Here is a 17,157-nt window from a genome sequence, read left to right as displayed (position 1 = left end):
GTGAGGCTGGACCGCCGATTGAGTACAGCCGGTTAGCCTATCGGCATGCGTCTCACCGGACTGGTCGCCGTACTGCTGTTGGTCGCGGGATGTTCCGGCGCCAAGGTCGACGAGCCGACGCCGACTTCGACCGGGCCGTCTGCCTCTAGCACGGCACCGCCGTCGACATCGGTGACGTCAACCTCGGCGAAGCCGTCGGGTCCGCTGGCTCCCCCCGCTGCCGGTGCGGCGATCTCCGACGTGATCGCCTGGATTGAGGCCGGTCGCCCCGTCGACGCCGCCGACTACCACAAGGCCACCCGCGACGGCGAGGTCACCGACCTCATCGATGATGTCGCCTTCACGGTGGCGGCCGCACCCCGCCGCGCCACCACCTGCATCAGCGATGCCGGTTCCTCCGACAGTGCCCTGGCCTGTGTGGTGGATCTGGCCAACCCGCCGGCGCAACCCGCCGACATCTACGGCGAGTGGAAGGGCGGCTGGGTCGACTTCGGCGGCAACACGCTGCGGGTGGGCTCCGCGCACGGCGATCCGGGCCGGTTTGTGCACGGCGACGGGGCACAGCTGCCCGACGGATCCAGCGTGTCGTTCGGCGACTACCGCTGCCGGGCGGATCAAGTGGGGCTGATCTGCGTGAACTACGCCCACCGGTCGGCGGTGCTGTTCAGCCCGACCGGCATCGGAACCTTCGGCTGCCTGCACCCGGTGCCGCCGCCGGCCAACGCCGGTGAGCAGTTCAGCTGCGCCAGCTGAGCTTCAGCGCCAGCGATCGGCCGAATCGACGGCCTGCAGCAGGACGTCGCACAGTTGCCGCAGCTCGTCGTGGGGGGCGTCTTCGGACAGCGCGGTCGCGATGTCCTCGGCCGCGCAGCGCACCTGATAGACCCGATCGGACAGGGCGGTCGCCTCGTCGGCGGAGAGCACCACGGAGTCGGGCGTCAGGGCGGTCGTCTTCCCGCTGCTGATCAGGGCGCGCTGCTCGTAGGCGCGCTGCCGGCAGGACTGCCGGCAGTACTGGCGCCGACGGCCGATCCCGGCATCGCCCACGTCGCGGCCACACCATCGGCACGGCTGGGGGCGGGGACTGCGAGGCACGTCTGAAGACCTTAGTCCGAGGACCGCGACGTTCCCGGTATCATGAGAGGTCGCGCCGTATGCGCCGGGAACTTCAGAGGGTTCGCCCGCGTTGACACTCGCGAGGCATTTTTCACCAATAGGCAAAGGAGAGTGGGTCATGGCTGATCGTGTTCTGCGGGGCAGTCGGCTGGGAGCCGTGAGCTACGAGACCGACCGCAACCACGACCTGGCGCCGCGCCGCATGGCGCGTTACCGCACCGATAACGGTGAAGAGTTCGAGGTCCCCTTCGCCGACGACGCTGAGCTCCCCGGTACCTGGATGTGCCGGAACGGCCTGGAAGGCACCCTGCTCGAGGGTGACCTGCCCGAGCCGAAGAAGGTCAAGCCGCCACGCACGCACTGGGACATGCTGCTGGAGCGCCGCTCGGTCGAAGAGCTCGAGGAGCTGCTCAAGGAGCGCCTGGAGCTGATCAAGACCAAGCGGCGCGGCTAAAACCGCGGACTTCGCTGCACCGCGGCGTCTCACCCGAGACGTCGCGGTGTTTTAGCTCCGGACGACGCCCCGGAGCCGGTTGAGCCGGCCGCCGATCCCCCACCGCGCGACCTTGACCATCGCTTCGCGGATGTTCGAGCCGCTCATCTTCGACACGCCCAGCTCACGTTCGGTGAACGTGATCGGCACCTCGGTGATGGTGAATCCGCTGTTCACGGCCCGCCAGGTGAGGTCGACCTGGAAGCAGTAGCCCTTCGAGTCGACCGCGTCCAGCCCGATCTTCTCCAGCACGCCGCGCCGGTAGGCCCGGTAGCCGGCGGTGATGTCGTGGATTCCGACGCCGAGCAGCAGCCGCGCATAGGTGTTGGCGGTCTTGGACAGCACCAGCCTGCGCACCGGCCAGTTTCGTACCGTCCCGCCGTCGACGTAACGCGAGCCGATCGCCAGGTCGGCGCCCGCGTCGATGGCGTCCAGCAATCGGTAGAGCTGCTCGGGAGCGTGGCTGCCGTCGGCATCCATCTCCACGATCACCTCGTAGTTGCGGTCCAGCCCCCAGGCGAACCCGGCCAGGTAGGCCGCGCCCAGTCCGGCCTTGGAGGTCCGGTGCATGACGTGAATGCGCTCCGGGTCGGCGGCCGCCCGCTCATCGGCCAGCGTGCCGGTGCCGTCGGGGCTGCCGTCGTCGACAACGAGGACGTGCACGTCCGGTCGGGCCTGCTGGAGCCGGTCCAGGATGATCGGCAGATTCTCGAGCTCGTTGTAGGTGGGGATGACCACCAGAGTGTGCAGGCTGGGACGCTCACTCATCGGCGCCGTTCCTCCCGTTCTCCGCATCGGCGCCGGTGCGGCCCCGCTTGAAATGTCGTCGCGTAATCCGACCGCGCATGAAGTTTCCATTTTGCCGTATGGCGGCCAGCAGAGACGCAACGGCCGCTGCGAGCAGCACCCACTGCAGCACCGGCGCCCACCGCGTCGCCGGCGTCAGGGTGGTCTTGAGCCGCACGTGGCTGTCGAGGTAGGCGGGCTCAAAGAAGGCGGTACGGGCCAGCTCACGTCCGTCGGGGGCGATCACCGCGCTGATTCCGGTGGTTCCGGCGACGACGACGTAACGGTCGTGCTCGACGGCGCGCACCTTGGCAAACGCCAACTGTTGCTCGCTCATCGTCTCGTCGAAGGTGGCGTTGTTGGTCGGTACCGCCAGCAGCTGGGCGCCGGCGAGCACCGACTGGCGCGGCGCGCGATCGAAGATGACTTCCCAACAGGTGGTCACCCCGACCGGGACGCCGGCGACGTGCACCACCCCGTTGCCGTGGCCGGGAACGAAATACCCTGCCCGATCGGCATAGCCGGACAGGTGGCGGAACAGGCCGCGCCACGGCAGGTATTCACCAAACGGCTGCACGATCCGCTTGTCGTGGCTCTCCCCCGGCCCGGTGCGCGGATCCCACACCAGCACCGAATTCGACGCCACCGGATTGTCCCGGCTCCAGCCGGGCGCGGCACGCACCGTGCCCACCAGGATCGGGGCGTCGACCGCCTGGGCGGCGACGGTGATCTGCTGCGCGGCATCGATGTTCGTCAACGGGTCGATGTCCGAGGCGTTCTCCGGCCAGATCACGAACAGTGGCTGCGGGGCGTGCCCGGTCGCGACATCCTCTGCCAGCCGCAGGGTTTCGCGGACGTGATAGTCCAGCACCTCCCGGCGCTGGGCGTTGAAGTCGAGCCCGAGTCGTGGCACGTTGCCCTGCACCGCCGCCACCGTGATCGAGGGTTCGTCGCCGGCTCCCACGCCGGAACGGCGCACCCCCGGCCACACCACGACGGTGGTCAGCAGCACCAGGCAGATACACAGTCCGGGCACCAGCACCGCCGGCGGGCGGTCGGTGGAGCCGGGTGCCGGCGGGTTCCGCAGCCACCGCACGATCTCGATGGCCAAAGCGGTGCCGGCGCAACCGATCAGCACCACTCCGGTCGATAACAGTGGCACGCCGCCGAGCGTGACCAGGGGCAGCAATGGTCCCGCGGTCTGGCCGTATCCCACGGCCCCCCAAGGGAACCCCCCGAACGGGACTACTGACTTCGCCCATTCCTGGGCGGCCCACAGCAGCGCGAACCAGATCGGCCAGCCGGCCAGGGACCGCACTGCCACCGCCGCCGACCCGAATAGGGCGGGAAACAGTGCGCACATCAACGCCAGGATCAGCCAGGGCGCGGCGCCGACCAGCCCGCCCACCCACGGCAGCAGCGGCAGATAGAACGCCAGGCCACACAGCAGGCCATACCCGAAACCCCCGGCAAGGGTGGTCTCTCGGCGAATGAGCACCCAGCTCAGCAGCGCGAGCGCCAAAATCGCGGCCCACCACCAGTTCAGCGGGGGGAAACTGGCACGCAACAACATGCCCGCAGTCACCGATGCGGCCAGCTGCGCCCAGCGATCGGCCGCGGCGATGCCCAGCCGTTCGAGCCGGTTCGGCCCGGCCGGCTCGGCGTGGGTGAGAACCTCGCCGTCAGATTCGGTGGAAACGTCAGCGGCCGGGTCGACGGGGTCCGCCGGGGTTTCCGCTGCCGGTTCCTCGGTGGGCTCAACCATGCAGGACCACACCACGGTGCACCGTGCGACGGCATCGGGGACTGGCGCCGGGCTCGAGCACCGGCAGCGCGGGCACCCGTGCGCGTGGATCGGTCGACCATCGCTGAACGGAGTCGCGAGGTGCCTCAACGGCAAGGGCGCTGGTCTCCCAGACCGCATAGGAGGCGGGCGCACCGGCCGCCAAGGTCCCGGTGAGGCCGTCGTTGATACCGGCGGCCCGCCAGCCACCGCGCGTCGACGCGGCGAACGCCGCCCGCACCGATACCGCACTGCCCGGCGTGCGGTGGTTCGCTGCGGCGCGCACGGCAGCCCACGGGTCCAGTGCGGTCACCGGGCTGTCAGAACCGAACGCGAGGGGCACGCCTTGGGATGCTAACAGCGCGAAAGGGTTCAACCCGGCGGCTCGCTCGGCACCCAGGCGCTGGGCGTACATGCCGTCCTCGCCGCCCCACTGTGCATCGAACACCGGCTGCATGCTGGCGATCACGCCCCAGGAGCCCAGCTTGGCGGCCTGCTCGGCGCTGACCATCTCCAGGTGCTCCAGCCGATGTCCGCAACGGGCCACCGCGGGCACCCCGAATTTCCCGACCACCCGTTCCAGCGCCGCAACCACCGTGGTGACCGCGGCGTCGCCGATCGCGTGGAATCCGGCCGTCACCTCCGCCTCGGTGCAGGCCCACAGGTGGGCGGTGACGGCGTCGAGGTCCAGATGGCACACGCCGGTGCTGCCGGGGGCGTCGGCGTAGTCCGCGTGGAGCCAAGCGGTGTGCGAGCCCAGCGCGCCATCGACGAACAGGTCGCCGGCGAGTCCGCGTGCACCGGTCTCAGCGACCAGCTCGCGTGCCCGGGCGGCGCTGGTGACGGCCTCGCCCCAGTAGCCGATGACCTCGACGCCGTGGCCGCCTTCGCCCAGGGCCCGCAGTTCGCGCCAGTCGTCGAGACCGCCGATGTCCGGGCCGGCACATTCATGTACCGCGACGATCCCGGCCGCGGCGGCGGCATCCAGTCCGGCCACCCGGGCTTCGGCGCGCTGTGCGGCGGTGAGCAGGGTGCCGGCCACGGAACGGACCCGATGGTGGGCATCGCCGGACAGCGGGACGGCGGCGTCGATCTCGGCCGGCAGATCCGGCACCAGGTTGCGCAACGCCGTCGAGGCCAACGCGGAGTGGACGTCGGCGCGAGACAGGTATGCGGGTCGATCCCCCACCACGGCGTCGATCGCCGCGGTGTCGGGGGCACGACCGTCGGGCCAGCCGGATTCGTCCCAGCCATGTCCGCGGATCGGTTCACCCGGATGGGCTGCGGCGTAGTCGGCGATCAGTTGCAGGCAGTGCTGCGCCGAGGTCGCCGCCCGAAGGTCCAGCCCGATGCGGCACAGTCCGGTCTCGGTGAGGTGGACGTGACTGTCCACGAAAGCCGGCGTCACCAGCGCGCCGTCGAGTTCGATCACCTCGGCCTGCGGGAACTGATCGCGGCCGACGTCGTCGCTGCCCAACCAGGCCACCACCCCGTCCCGGACCGCCATCGCGGTGGCGTCGGGATGACTCGGGCTGTGGATTCGCCCGCCGAGCAGCAAGGTGGCAGGCCTGCCGGTCACAACGGTCACGACGTAGAACGTACGGGTTGGCGCAGGCTGCCGGTCAGGCGACCGGAAGGCCGCGCGGCCCGGTGTCGGTGACGTCGACGAATTCGGCGTCGATGTAGTCGGTTCGGCTTCCGGGTGGCCGCCGCGTGGTGTACCACTGCCGACCGACCGTGGCCGCAGCCACCAGCGGGGTATGCCTGCCCAGCGTGGTGGCCGCCACCGCCGCCAGCAGCGGACGGGCGACGGCCCGGGTCGGGGGCGCCAACAGCAGCAGACCCACCAACGAGGTCACCGGTCCCGGAACGAGGACCAGCACGCTGCCGGCCGTGACCAGCCCGCTGTCGGCGAGAACACCCGGGCCGGCGGGCGTGCGCAGGCGGCGGATCTGCCGCCTGATCTGCCCGCCTGCCAGCACTACCCCGGCCAGGAAGAGCCCCAGCAGCAGCAACGCCGTCCAGCCGAACCCGATCGCCCAGATCAACGCGGCGACCGCCGCCAGCTCCACCAGGGCGTAGAGACCGAAGATCCGCAGCACACCGCTCACCATGCCATCCCAACGTTCGGGCCGGTGATGTGGTTCCAGCCCATCGCGACGACGTGCCGGGACGGCAATACTGATGCGATGACGAGGATCCAACTCGAGGCGCCCGCCGGCCCCATCGATGCGCTGCTGGACGCTCCGGCGGGGCCCGGGCCGTGGCCCGGTGTGGTGGTGATCCACGACGCGATCGGCTACGGCAGGGACATGCAGGCCATCTCCGAACGTATCGCGGGCGCGGGTTACCTCGCGCTGTCGCCGAATCTGTACTCCCGGGGCGGCCGGGCGCGCTGCATCACCCGGGTGTTCCGGGAACTGCTCACCCAGCGCGGCCGCGCCCTCGACGACATCTTGGCGGCCCGCGATCACCTGCTGGGCATGCCCGAGTGCTCGGGTGCGGTCGCCATCGCCGGCTTCTGCATGGGCGGCCAGTTCGCATTGATCTTGGCGCCCAAGGGTTTCGGGGCCTCCGCCCCGTTCTACGGGGTGCCGTTGCCGCGCCACCTCGAACAGACCCTCGATGGGGCATGTCCTATCGTGGCCAGCTTCGGAGGCCGCGACCCGATGGGCCGCGGCGCCGCCGATCGGTTACGTCGGGTGGTCGAAGGCAAAGGCATCGCCCACGACATCAAGGTGTATTCCGGCGCAGGCCACAGCTTCGCCAACGAGCTGCCGGCCCAGCCGCTGATCCGCATCGCCGGTTTCGGCTACAACGAGGCCGCCGCCACCGACGCCTGGGACCGCGTGTTCGGCTTCTTCGGCCAACATCTGCACCCCACAGGGTGACCGTTTCGCCTTGACCGCTTAGGCCGGACCGCCGGCCGCCGCCAGCACCCGCGGAAACAGCACGTTGTTCTCTTTATGCACGTGCAGGTGGATGTCGGACTCCAAGTCCGCCAGACCAGCCAGCATCGCGGTGTAGCTGGCGCAGGCATCCGCCGGGACGCGGTAGCCGTTGGTGAGCTCACGCAGTTCGGCCAGCAGGTGACCGGCATTGTCATGCTCCTGCTGGTTCTCGGCCAGTTCGGTGCGCACCTCGTCGGGCAGCGGCGTACCCGATCCCCCGGCATGCAGGCTGATCTGCGGAAACAACCGCGTCTCTTCGGTGCGCAGGTGCGGCTCCATGCCGCCGCGGAGCCGATGGAAGACCTCGCTGACCCGCAGCAGCTCGCCGTGGTTGGGACCGTGCACCCGCGCCACCTTGTCCACCAGCTCCGCCAACCGCGGGAACTCCTCCCACAGGAACCGGTGGTGGGTGCTGACGATGTGGGCGATCAGCGAGGGGTCGTCGTAGTCCGCCCAGTCGGCCGGCCGCCCCGGAGATGCGCCGTTGAGTGCGGCCAGCAGTTCCTCGGCGTCGACGCCGTCGGCGGCGCACGCCGCGCCCAGGGTGCGCTGACCATGGCAGCAGAAATCGATCCCGAACCGGCTCAGGATGCGGGTCGACGACGGGTCGGCGGTGACGATGTCACCGAGAATCTGATCGGAAGTGACGGTTGCCATGGTGGCTCCTAGAGATCGGGGTTGCGATCCAACCATGCACATTTAAATGAACAAAGTCCATTATATGTGATGTAGTCGATCACTCCCGATCTGCCGGGGTCAATGCGAGCCCGACGTTGGTGCGCATGCCGCCCCGCAGCTTGCTGAAAAAGTTGAACACCGGCCCGATCAGCTTGTAACGCTTGCCGATTGCTGCATAGACGGCGCCGTTGTCGGCTTTGTCCAAGATTGTGGCGACCGCCTCGATGGCTTCGCTCTTGGGTCGTCCCCGCACATCGCACACCGCCAAGGTCACTCGCGGGGTGTTGCGGACGCGCTTGACCTTCCAGGACGACTCCTGGGTGATCACCAGCAGTCGGTCGCCGTCGGGCGCGGCCCACACCGGGGTCGGCTTGGGCCGGCCGTCTTTGGTGAACGTGGTCAGCAGCAAATAGTCAGACTTGGCGATCTGGGCGAAAGTCGGGGTCATGGCCGCGAACTTACCCGCCCAGAGCCCCGGGTCCCTTTTCCTGGCTAGGTACGGGTCCGGCTCCGCGGCGACAGCGGCGCACGCCCAACAGTTACAGCGGCGGGCGGTTGGCGATGGGATGCAAGTCGGCGAGCTTGGGCAGCTCGGACTTCGGCTGCTCCGCATCGACGAAGTCAGCGACGGCATCAAGGGTGATCAGCCCGTAGCGCACCAGCAGATCAACCGCGTTCAATCCGAAGTGAGTGGCAACTCGGATCAGATTGTCGGCGGTGATCAAGCGCCCTTCGTGTGCGGCCTTGTAGTAGGCGGACTTCCGATATCCGAAGGCCTCGTATACCTCGGTTGCCGGAAGCGGCCTACCGACCAGGTAAGGCAGCACGACCGACGGGTCCTTTTTACGATCGTCCATGGATGTACACTCTAGTCCTGTCAGGCGGGAAGAGGTCAGAAACCTATGCCAAAACTCTTCGCGTATTCCCACAACCCGGTATGTCGGGTTCCGAGACATTCTACGGAGCCCCCGGTTGCGGGCCTGCGCGGACCCCCCGTTTGTTAACGCGGCATCTGGCGCCACACAGATTGCGGCAGCGTTCTGAGCACGGCGAACAGTGGGCGCAGGGCCCACGGCACCCATACGGCGCGACGGCCCTTGCGCAGGGCCCGGGCCGCCGCCAGAGCCACCTGCTGCGGGGTGCTCGCCAGTGGAGCGGGATCCATGCCGGTGGTCATCCGGCCGACGACGAAACCCGGTCGCACCAGCAGCAGGCGCACGCCCGTGCCATGTAGTGCGTCGGCGAGCCCGCTGGCGAAGCCGTCGAGTCCGGCCTTCGCCGAGCCGTAGACGTAGTTGGCCCGCCGGACCCGTACCCCCGCCACCGAGGAGAACACCACCATGCGGCCCCGGCCGGCGGTGCGCATGGCCGCCGCCAGGTGGGTGAGCAAACTGATCTGGGCGACGTAGTCGGTGTGCACGACGGCCACCGCGTGCGCCGCATCGCACTCCGCGCGGGCCTGATCGCCCAGCACGCCGAACGCCAACACGGCGGTGCCGATCGGACCGTGCTCGGCGATCAGTTCTGCCACCAGAGGGCCGTGGGCGCTCACGTCGTCGGCATCGAACTCTTTGGTGTGTACCGCGGTCGCGCCGGCCGAGCGCACCGCGGCGACTTCGGCCTCAAGCCGCTCGGCGGAGCGCGCCGCCAGCACCACCGTCGCGCCGGGCGCCAGCTGCTGCGCCAACTCGAGGCCGATCTCACTGCGTCCGCCGAAAATCACCACCGGCCCGTCAACCGTGTCGCTCACGGCAGAGATTATCGCCTGCGCTAGCGTGGGCGGTGATGGCGAACGCAACGACTCGACTCACCAGTGACGCGTTGGCGTTTCTCACCGAACGCCACCTGGCGATGCTGACCACGTTGCGTGCCGACAGCTCGCCGCACGTGGTCGCGGTGGGGTTCACCTTCGACCCGAAAACCCACATCGCCCGGGTGATCACCACCGGCGGATCGCAGAAGGCGGTCAACGCCGAACGCGCCGGGGTCGCCGTGCTGAGCCAGGTCGACGGCGCGCGCTGGCTGTCCCTGGAAGGCAGCGCCACGGTCAACGACGCCCCCGCGGCGGTTCGTGACGCCGAGCTACGCTACGCCCAGCGCTACCGGACCCCGCGGGTCAATCCCCAGCGAGTGGTGATCGAAGTGCAGGTGGAGCGAGTGTTGGGTTCTGCCGACCTGCTCGACCGCGGCAACCGCTAGCCGGTCGCCCGGTTCACCGGGACCACCACCAGGTCGTGCGGCCGACTGTTCAGTGATTCCACGCCGTCGGCGGTGACGATCACGATGTCTTCGATGCGGGCGCCCCACTTGCCGGGAAAGTAGATGCCGGGTTCGACCGAAAACGCCATCCCCGGCCGGAGCGTCTCATCATTGCCCGCAACGATGTAGGGCTCTTCGTGCACCGAGAGGCCGATGCCGTGGCCGGTGCGGTGCACAAAGTATTCGGCCAGACCGGCCTTCGCCAGCACGTCGCGGGCCGCCGCGTCGACCTGTTGCGCCGTCATGCCCGGGCGAACGCTGGCGACCGCGGCACGCTGCGCCTCCTGCAACACCGAATAATGTTGCGCTACCTCGGGATTCGGCTCGCCCAGGCTGTAGGTCCTGGTCGAGTCGGAATGGTACCCGGGCTCGACCGGCCCCCCGATGTCGACGACCACGATGTCACCGGCCTGCAGCACCCGCTCGGAGCACTCATGGTGCGGGTCGGCGCCGTGCGGGCCCGAACCCACGATGATGAAGGCCACCTCCGAATGACCTTCGGCCACGATCGCCGCGGCAATGTCGGCGGCCACGTCGGCTTCGGTGCGGCCGGCCACCAAGAACTCCGGCACCCGCGCATGTACCCGGTCGATCGCCGCGCCGGCCTTGCGCAGGGCATCGATCTCGCTGGGGTCTTTGATCATTCGCAGATCACGAAGGACGCCCGTCGCCAAAACGGGCGTTGACCCGAGCACGTCGACCAATGGCAACAGGTGCAGCGCCGGCATCGAGTCGGTGACAGCAACAGCCGACGACGATGCTGCGCCCAGCGCCTCGCCCACCATGCGATAGGGGTCTTCGCCGTCGACCCAGTCCCGCACCTCCACCCCTAGGTCTGCCATCGCGGATTCGCGCAGCGCGGCCAGCTCCAGCCGCGGCACCACCATGGTCGGAGAACCGGAGGCCGGCAGCACCAGCGCGGTGAGCCGCTCGAAGGTCTGCGCCCGCGACCCGGTCAGGTAGCGCAGGTCGTAGCCGGGCGTGATCACCAGGCCGGCCAGGCCGGCTTTCGCGGCCGCGGCGGCCGCGGCAGCCAATCGGTGGGCGTAGACACTGCTTTCGAAGCGGGAAGTCACGCACATCAGGCTATCGGGCGCACCTAAATGACGGTCCAGCTCGCCTCTCCTCCGTCGAGCCATGCCAACCGCCGGCCAATAGGCTGGCACCCATGACTGCTCCGGTGTTGCTGCTCGACGGTGCCAGCATGTGGTTCCGTTCCTACTTCGGGGTGCCGTCCTCGATCACCGCACCCGACGGCCGGCCGGTGAACGCGGTGCGCGGCTTCTTCGACTCGGTTGCCACCCTGATCACCCGCCAGCGCCCCAGCCGGCTGGTGGTCTGTCTGGATCTGGACTGGCGACCGCAGTGGCGGGTGGACCTCATCCCGTCTTATAAGGCGCACCGGGTGGCCGAAGAGGTGCCCGATGATTCAGACATCGAAGAGGTGCCCGACGAGCTGAGCCCGCAGGTGGAGATGATCGCCGAGCTGCTCGACGCGTTCGGCATCACCACGGGTGGCGCACCCGACTTCGAGGCCGATGACGTGCTGGGCACCTTGGCGGCCGCCGAACAACGCGACCCGGTGATCGTCGTCAGCGGTGACCGCGACCTGCTGCAGGTGGTCGCCGACCAGCCGGTCGCGGTGTCGGTGCTCTATCTGGGCCAAGGACTGGCCAAGGCGACGTTGTTCGGACCGGACGAGGTGGCCGAACGCTACCGCCTGCCGCCGGAGCGGGCCGGGGCTGCCTACGCCGAAATGGCCCTGCTGCGTGGTGACCCCTCCGATGGGTTGCCCGGGGTGGCCGGCATCGGTGAGAAGACGGCGGCCGGCCTACTGACCCAGTACGGCTCGCTCGAAGCAGTGCTGGCCGCCGCCGCTGACCCGGGATCGCCTATGGCCAAGGGGGTTCGGGCCAAACTGCAGGCGGGACAGCCCTACATCGAGGCCGCCGGTCCGGTGGTACGCGTGGCCACCGACGCTCCGGTCACGCTGTCGACACCGTCGGACACCCTGCCGCGGGTGGCAGCCGACCCGGCGCGGGTCGCCGAATTGGCGGAGCGCCTGGGAGTCGGTTCCTCGATCGCCCGGCTCCAGCGAGCGCTGGACACGCTGCCGGACTAAGCCAGCCGGTTAATGCGGCCTATTTGGGCCGGCCGACCTCATAGGTGCCCGAGTTATCCTGGAAGGTGACGGTGACCTGACGCTTGGTCCCGTCGATGCTGACCTCGCAGTTGAAGGTGTCGCCCTGCTTGACCACCGGGCTCTGCCCGTTGTTGCAGCGGACGTCCTTGACGTTCTTGGCGCCGTAGCCGTTGGTCTGGTCGGCCAGGATCTGCTGCACGCCTTCCTGGGCCTTGTCGATGTCGAGCTTGGTGGTCACGAAGAAACCCGGCTTCCAGAAGCCGAGCACCAGCAGCACCAGGACGGCGACGCCCACGCACCCGGCGAGCACCGAGCTGACCATCCCGGACGGGCGCTTGGTCGCGGTGCCCGGCGCCGGGTATTGCCCCGGCTGCTGCGGGTACTGACCGTACTGGCCTGGCTGGCCTGGCTGACCGTACGGCGACGGCTGACCGTACTGGCCCGGCTGGCCGTAGGGCGACGGCTGACCGTATTGGCCCGGCTGGCCGTACGGCGACGGCTGACCGTACTGCTCGGGCTGCGGGTAGCCGGGATATTGCTGCGGCGCCGACGGGTACGCGCCCTGCTGCGGGTATTGGGGGTACTGCTGCGGCGTGTAGGCCGGGGGCTGCCATTGCTGCTCAGCTCCGGTCGCGGGACCCTGTCCGGTGCCCTGGTCCTCGGGCTGACCGGGCTGCTGAGGCTGCCACGGCTGCGTCGGGTCGTATCCCTGCGGTCCGCTCATCGTTGTTCCTCAAGTCCTCTCACGTAGCGGGTGCTGATCACCGCCGGCTCTCCACCGTAGCGCCCGGACCAGCCTACCCGGCGTCAACGGCAACGACCCCGCGCAAAACCGTGTCGATCGCCTGTTTTGCGGTGGCCCGCAACTCCGGACTGGGGGCCGCATTTCGCAGCTGATCCAGCAGGTCGAGCACTTGCCGGCACCAGCGCACGAAATCACCCGCTGACAGCGGCGTTCCCGCGCCGGCCGCATCCGACGCGGCAAGTGCCGAGGCCAGATCGCCGCTGCGGGCCCACCGGTAGACCGCGGCGACGAACCCGTCGTCGGGTTCGCGGGTCGGGTTGATGCCGTGCCGGCGCTCGTCGGCCCGCAGTGCCGCCGAGAGTTTGCGGGTCTGGTGCAGGGCGCGGCGCACCGCTTCGGTTGGCGCCTGCAGGGTTGAGAGTCCGCCAGCGCCGCTGGAGTCCTGGCCGCCGCGGGTCTCGTAGAGCACCGCGGAGACCACCGCCGCCAGTTCAGCGGGCTTGAGACCCTGCCATGCCCCGGTGCGAAGGCACTCGGCAACCAAAAGGTCGCTCTCGCTGTAGATCCGGGCCAGCATCCGGCCATCGTCGGTGACGCGGGGACCGCCATCCCCCGCGTCGACCGCGTCAGCGCGCGTCTGGTCGTCGTCGCTGCGCTCGGTGTCGGCGCCGGCGCGAATGAAGCCGCGTTCGGACAGCAGCCCGACGATGCGGTCGAAGGTGCGCGCCAGCGAATTGGTGGCCGCCTCGACCTTCCTGCGCAACTGCGCGTTGTCGGCCTCCACCCGCAGGTAGCGCTCGGCGATACGCACCTTGGCTTCACGATCCGGCGCATCGTGAACGGGATGGTCGCGCATGCGCTGGCGCAGGGCCGCAAGTTCTGGATCCACGGGTGACTCGTCTGCGTCGCCGCGGCGCTTGCGCGAGCTGGGCACATCGAGGCCGGCGGCCGCCGATCGCAGTGCCGAGGCCAGGTCGCGGCGGACACGCGGCTGGCGGTGCTCCACCCGCTTGGGCAGGCTCATCGTGCCGATCGGCGGGACGGCACCCGAATAGTCGGCCGAGGAGATGCGGCCGGCCCAGCGATGCTCGGTGAGCACCAGCGGGCGCGGCTCGTCTGACTCCCGATCGGCCTGCAGCACCACCGCCAGCCCGCCGCGGCGGCCGTTGCTGAGATTGATGATGTCGCCGCGGCGCAACGACGCCAGGGCGTCACTGGCGGCCCGACGGCGCTGCAACCGGGAAGCGCGGGCGTGAGCGCGTTCGCGTTCGGAGATCTTCGCCCGCAGCCTGGCGTAGTCGAGTACGGCTGAGTCGCGCCCGCCGAACTCGGCGGCGATCTCGTCCAGGGTGCGCTCGCCGCGATCGGCGCTGCGCACCAGGCCGACGACAGACCGGTCGGCCTGGAACTGGGCGAAGGACTGCTCCAGCAGCTGATGGGCCTGCTCGGGGCCCATGTGCTGGACCAGATTGATCGTCATGTTGTACGACGGCGCGAAGGAGCTGCGCAGTGGAAAGGTACGGGTGGACGCCAGCCCGGCCACCTGGTCGGGGTCGGCGGTGCTCTCCGCCGGGTGCCACAGCACCACCGCGTGGCCTTCGACGTCGATGCCGCGCCGGCCGGCCCGGCCGGTCAGCTGGGTGTACTCCCCCGGCGTCAGCGCGGCGTGCTGCTCACCGTTGAACTTCACCAGCCGCTCGAGCACCACCGTGCGGGCCGGCATGTTGATGCCCAGCGCCAAGGTTTCGGTGGCGAACACGGCTTTGACCAACCCCGCGGCGAACAGCTCTTCGACGGTGTGGCGAAACACCGGCAGCAGTCCGGCGTGGTGACCGGCCAGACCACGCAGCAGCCCCTCCCGCCATTCGTAGTAACCCAGCACGTCCAGGTCGTCGTCGGCCAGATCGCCGCAGCGGTGGTCGATCACCTCGGCAATACGGGCCCGCTCGGATTCGGTGGTCAGCCGCAACGGCGAGCGCAGGCACTGCTTGACCGCGGCGTCGCAGCCGGCCCGGGAGAACACGAAGGTGATCACCGGTAAAAGGCCCGCGGCGTTGAGGACCGCGATCACGTCCGGGCGCATCGGCGGCCGGTAGGTCGGCCGGTCTGGGCGGCCCGCGCCCCCGTGCCGTGTTCGACGCGAGCTTCCCCAGTCGGTGAGCCGGTCGGCTTCGCGGCGATGGGCGATGTGGCGCAGCAGCTCGGGGTCCACTCGCGGTTGGCCACCCGCGGCGCGGGCGTCGGAATGGGACTCGAACAGATCGAAAAGCCGCTTGCCGACCATCATGTGCTGCCACAACGGCACCGGGCGATGTTCGTCGACCACCACGGAGGTGTCGCCGCGCACAGTCTGGATCCAGCCGCCGAATTCCTCGGCGTTGCTGACCGTCGCCGAGAGGCTGACCAGCCGTACCTCCTCGGGCAGGTGCAGGATGACCTCTTCCCACACCGCGCCGCGCATCCGGTCCGCCAGGAAGTGCACCTCGTCCATGACAACGTGGGAAAGGCCTTGCAGCGCCGGTGAATTCGCGTAAAGCATATTTCGCAGCACCTCGGTGGTCATCACCACCACCGGCGCATTCGAGTTGATCGACAAATCGCCGGTCAGCAGTCCCACGCGGTCTTTGCCGTACCGGGCCACCAGATCGGTGTGCTTCTGGTTGCTCAGCGCCTTGATCGGCGTGGTGTAGAAGCATTTTCCGCCGCCGGCCAGCGCCAGGTGGACCGCGAACTCGCCGACGACGGTCTTGCCGGCTCCCGTGGGTGCGCACACCAGCACTCCCCGACCGTCCTGCAGGGCCTCGCAGGCCCGACGCTGAAAACCATCCAGCCCGAAGGGCAGTTCCGCGGTGAACCGATCCAGCTCGGTCTGTCCGGGCGTTTCCGGTGGACTAGTCATGTGGCGTGGTGACCGGTGTGGGCGCGTCGATGGGCGAGGCTTGCTCGTCGTCAAGGGCGGTGGCTGCTTCCCGCTTGGCCTTGCGCCTGTCGTGGAGCCGGGCGATCTGGATGGCGAACTCCTGTAACAGAGTCAGCGTGCAACCGAGCACGATCATCGAGAACGGGTCCGAACCCGGGGTGAAGAACGCGGCGAACACGAACATCGCGAAGATCAGCCCGCGCCGCCACTCTTTGAGCCGGGCGTAGCTGAGGACGCCGACCATGTTGAGCATCACGATCAGCAGCGGGAACTCGAAGCTGATCCCGAACACCACCAGCAGGTTCAGTAGGAACCCGAAATAGCGGTCGCCGGACAGCGCGGTCACCTGCACGTCGCTGCCGACGGTCAGCAGAAAGCCGAGCGCCTTGGCCAGCACCAGGTAGGCCAGGATGGCGCCGGTGACGAACAGCACGGCCGCCGAGACGACGAACACCACCGCGAAGCGCCGCTCTTTGCGGTAAAGCCCCGGGGTGATGAACGCCCACAACTGGTAGAACCAGACCGGGCAGGCCAGCACGATACCGGCAGCCAAGCCCACCTTGAGACGCAGCATGAACTGGTCGAACGGCGCCGTGGCCAGCAGCCGGCACTGTCCGTCGGGCGCGATCGCCGCACGCGCGGACTCCGGCAGCTCGCAGTAGGGATGACGCAGCCACTCGCCGAGGCTTTCCAGCCCGAAGAGCGGTTGGGTGTACCAGACAAAGCCGATGATCGTGGTGAGCACGATCGCGGCCATCGAGATCAGCAGCCGGGTACGTAGCTCCCGCAGGTGGTCGACGAGCGACATCGTCCCGTCGGGATTGGTGCGGCTACGCCGCTGACGGGGGTCGAGCCGCCGCAGAACTCCGAGCGTGCGCACAGTCGATTGGGGCGCGGTCGCCGCGACGGCGGAACCGGGTTACGCCGACTGGCCACCGGCCGCCGGCGGATCGATCCGCTCGGACTGGACGGTGGTCGAGGTGGCAGTCGAATCGGGCTTGCTCTCGTTCTGCAGCTCGCGGACCTCGGACTTGAAGATGCGCAGCGACTTACCCAACGAGCGTGCCGCATCGGGCAGTCGCTTGGCGCCGAAGAGAATGATCACGGCGACGGCGAGGATCGCCAGGTGCGACGGTCCTAAAGCGTTCACTTTGGTTACCTCCAGACGTCGCCACGATGCTACCGCAGCTCATTGGCCCGGCGGTTCAGCGAGGCTCGACGAAGGAGAGGCGAAGCTGGGACCGCCGCATCAACCCGGCGGTTCAGCGAGGCTCGACGAAGGA

Annotated in this window: 19 protein-coding genes; 5 read left to right on the top strand and 14 right to left on the bottom strand. The window is 69.0% G+C overall.

What is annotated here, in order from left to right; translation table 11 throughout:
- Nucleotides 1-45 precede the first annotated feature (45 nt).
- Nucleotides 46-753 (top strand): hypothetical protein, encoded by a 708-nt coding sequence (locus LI94_RS08110; RefSeq protein ID WP_024441261.1) that lies wholly within the window; start codon nucleotides 46-48, stop codon nucleotides 751-753.
- Between the two features lie 3 nt (nucleotides 754-756).
- Here the strand turns inward: LI94_RS08110 and LI94_RS08105 are convergent, their stop codons facing one another.
- Nucleotides 757-1,095, bottom strand: a complete 339-nt coding sequence (locus LI94_RS08105) for a hypothetical protein (RefSeq protein ID WP_046300871.1) — start codon at nucleotides 1,093-1,095, stop codon at nucleotides 757-759.
- Nucleotides 1,096-1,234: 139 nt separating this feature from the next.
- On the opposite strand from LI94_RS08105, the gene LI94_RS08100 reads away from it, so the two are divergent.
- The gene (locus LI94_RS08100; protein ID WP_024441259.1) at nucleotides 1,235-1,570 is read left to right on the top strand and encodes an RNA polymerase-binding protein RbpA; all 336 of its coding nucleotides are present in this window, start codon (nucleotides 1,235-1,237) and stop codon (nucleotides 1,568-1,570) included.
- Between the two features lie 51 nt (nucleotides 1,571-1,621).
- Here the strand turns inward: LI94_RS08100 and LI94_RS08095 are convergent, their stop codons facing one another.
- From LI94_RS08095 to LI94_RS08080, 4 genes are all read right to left on the bottom strand, one after another.
- Nucleotides 1,622-2,377 (bottom strand): polyprenol monophosphomannose synthase, encoded by a 756-nt coding sequence (locus LI94_RS08095; protein WP_024441258.1) that lies wholly within the window; start codon nucleotides 2,375-2,377, stop codon nucleotides 1,622-1,624.
- Nucleotides 2,370-4,160: an apolipoprotein N-acyltransferase gene (lnt, locus tag LI94_RS08090; protein WP_082105695.1), complete on the bottom strand. Its 1,791-nt coding sequence runs from the start codon at nucleotides 4,158-4,160 to the stop codon at nucleotides 2,370-2,372. The genes LI94_RS08095 and lnt overlap by 8 nt, the downstream gene beginning before the upstream one ends.
- Nucleotides 4,153-5,685, bottom strand: coding sequence for an amidohydrolase (locus LI94_RS08085; RefSeq protein WP_046300875.1), 1,533 nt, complete (start codon nucleotides 5,683-5,685; stop codon nucleotides 4,153-4,155). The genes lnt and LI94_RS08085 overlap by 8 nt, the downstream gene beginning before the upstream one ends.
- A 115-nt stretch (nucleotides 5,686-5,800) precedes the next feature.
- Entirely contained in the window at nucleotides 5,801-6,289 is a 489-nt protein-coding gene (locus tag LI94_RS08080; protein WP_231383998.1) for an FxsA family protein, read from the bottom strand.
- Between the two features lie 78 nt (nucleotides 6,290-6,367).
- Between LI94_RS08080 and LI94_RS08075 the strand changes: the two genes are divergently transcribed.
- On the top strand, nucleotides 6,368-7,069 hold the full coding sequence (locus LI94_RS08075) for a dienelactone hydrolase family protein (RefSeq protein WP_046300870.1): 702 nt from the start codon (nucleotides 6,368-6,370) through the stop codon (nucleotides 7,067-7,069).
- Nucleotides 7,070-7,087: 18 nt separating this feature from the next.
- Here the strand turns inward: LI94_RS08075 and ric are convergent, their stop codons facing one another.
- From ric to LI94_RS08055, 4 genes are all read right to left on the bottom strand, one after another.
- On the bottom strand, nucleotides 7,088-7,786 hold the full coding sequence (ric, locus tag LI94_RS08070) for an iron-sulfur cluster repair di-iron protein (protein ID WP_046300869.1): 699 nt from the start codon (nucleotides 7,784-7,786) through the stop codon (nucleotides 7,088-7,090).
- A 79-nt stretch (nucleotides 7,787-7,865) separates the two neighbouring features.
- Nucleotides 7,866-8,255, bottom strand: a complete 390-nt coding sequence (locus LI94_RS08065) for a PPOX class F420-dependent oxidoreductase (RefSeq protein WP_024441252.1) — start codon at nucleotides 8,253-8,255, stop codon at nucleotides 7,866-7,868.
- A 91-nt stretch (nucleotides 8,256-8,346) separates the two neighbouring features.
- Nucleotides 8,347-8,664 carry a hypothetical protein gene (locus tag LI94_RS08060; protein WP_024441251.1) on the bottom strand — a complete coding sequence of 106 codons (318 nt, stop codon included), beginning with the start codon at nucleotides 8,662-8,664 and terminating at the stop codon, nucleotides 8,347-8,349.
- A gap of 143 nt (nucleotides 8,665-8,807) precedes the next feature.
- Nucleotides 8,808-9,557, bottom strand: a complete 750-nt coding sequence (locus LI94_RS08055) for an SDR family NAD(P)-dependent oxidoreductase (protein WP_046300868.1) — start codon at nucleotides 9,555-9,557, stop codon at nucleotides 8,808-8,810.
- Nucleotides 9,558-9,592: 35 nt separating this feature from the next.
- On the opposite strand from LI94_RS08055, the gene LI94_RS08050 reads away from it, so the two are divergent.
- A complete protein-coding gene (locus tag LI94_RS08050) occupies nucleotides 9,593-10,006 on the top strand; it encodes a F420-dependent biliverdin reductase (protein ID WP_024441249.1) in 414 nt (137 codons plus the stop codon).
- Here LI94_RS08050 and LI94_RS08045 read toward each other — a convergent pair.
- A complete protein-coding gene (locus tag LI94_RS08045; protein WP_046300867.1) occupies nucleotides 10,003-11,148 on the bottom strand; it encodes a Xaa-Pro peptidase family protein in 1,146 nt (381 codons plus the stop codon). The two genes, LI94_RS08050 and LI94_RS08045, sit on opposite strands and share 4 nt — an antisense overlap.
- Nucleotides 11,149-11,234: 86 nt before the next feature.
- On the opposite strand from LI94_RS08045, the gene LI94_RS08040 reads away from it, so the two are divergent.
- Complete coding sequence (locus LI94_RS08040) at nucleotides 11,235-12,188, top strand: 5'-3' exonuclease (RefSeq protein WP_024441247.1); 954 nt, start codon at nucleotides 11,235-11,237, stop codon at nucleotides 12,186-12,188.
- A gap of 19 nt (nucleotides 12,189-12,207) precedes the next feature.
- Here the strand turns inward: LI94_RS08040 and LI94_RS08035 are convergent, their stop codons facing one another.
- The 4 genes from LI94_RS08035 to tatA all read right to left on the bottom strand — a co-directional run bounded on the left by LI94_RS08035 (nucleotide 12,208) and on the right by tatA (nucleotide 17,024).
- Nucleotides 12,208-12,933, bottom strand: a complete 726-nt coding sequence (locus LI94_RS08035; protein ID WP_046300866.1) for a DUF4333 domain-containing protein — start codon at nucleotides 12,931-12,933, stop codon at nucleotides 12,208-12,210.
- Nucleotides 12,934-13,006: 73 nt separating this feature from the next.
- Nucleotides 13,007-15,853, bottom strand: a complete 2,847-nt coding sequence (locus LI94_RS08030; protein WP_046300865.1) for an RNA helicase — start codon at nucleotides 15,851-15,853, stop codon at nucleotides 13,007-13,009.
- Nucleotides 15,846-16,754, bottom strand: coding sequence for a twin-arginine translocase subunit TatC (tatC, locus tag LI94_RS08025; protein WP_046300864.1), 909 nt, complete (start codon nucleotides 16,752-16,754; stop codon nucleotides 15,846-15,848). Before tatC ends, LI94_RS08030 begins: the two co-directional genes overlap by 8 nt.
- A gap of 39 nt (nucleotides 16,755-16,793) precedes the next feature.
- Nucleotides 16,794-17,024 carry a Sec-independent protein translocase subunit TatA gene (gene tatA / locus LI94_RS08020; protein WP_046300863.1) on the bottom strand — a complete coding sequence of 77 codons (231 nt, stop codon included), beginning with the start codon at nucleotides 17,022-17,024 and terminating at the stop codon, nucleotides 16,794-16,796.
- Nucleotides 17,025-17,157: the final 133 nt, after the last annotated feature.

The sequence above is a fragment of the Mycobacterium sp. UM_Kg27 genome (assembly GCF_000972905.1).
GTDB lineage: Bacteria > Actinomycetota > Actinomycetes > Mycobacteriales > Mycobacteriaceae > Mycobacterium.
Note: the sequence above shows the minus strand (reverse complement) of the source record. Positions and strands in the feature narration are given on the sequence as shown.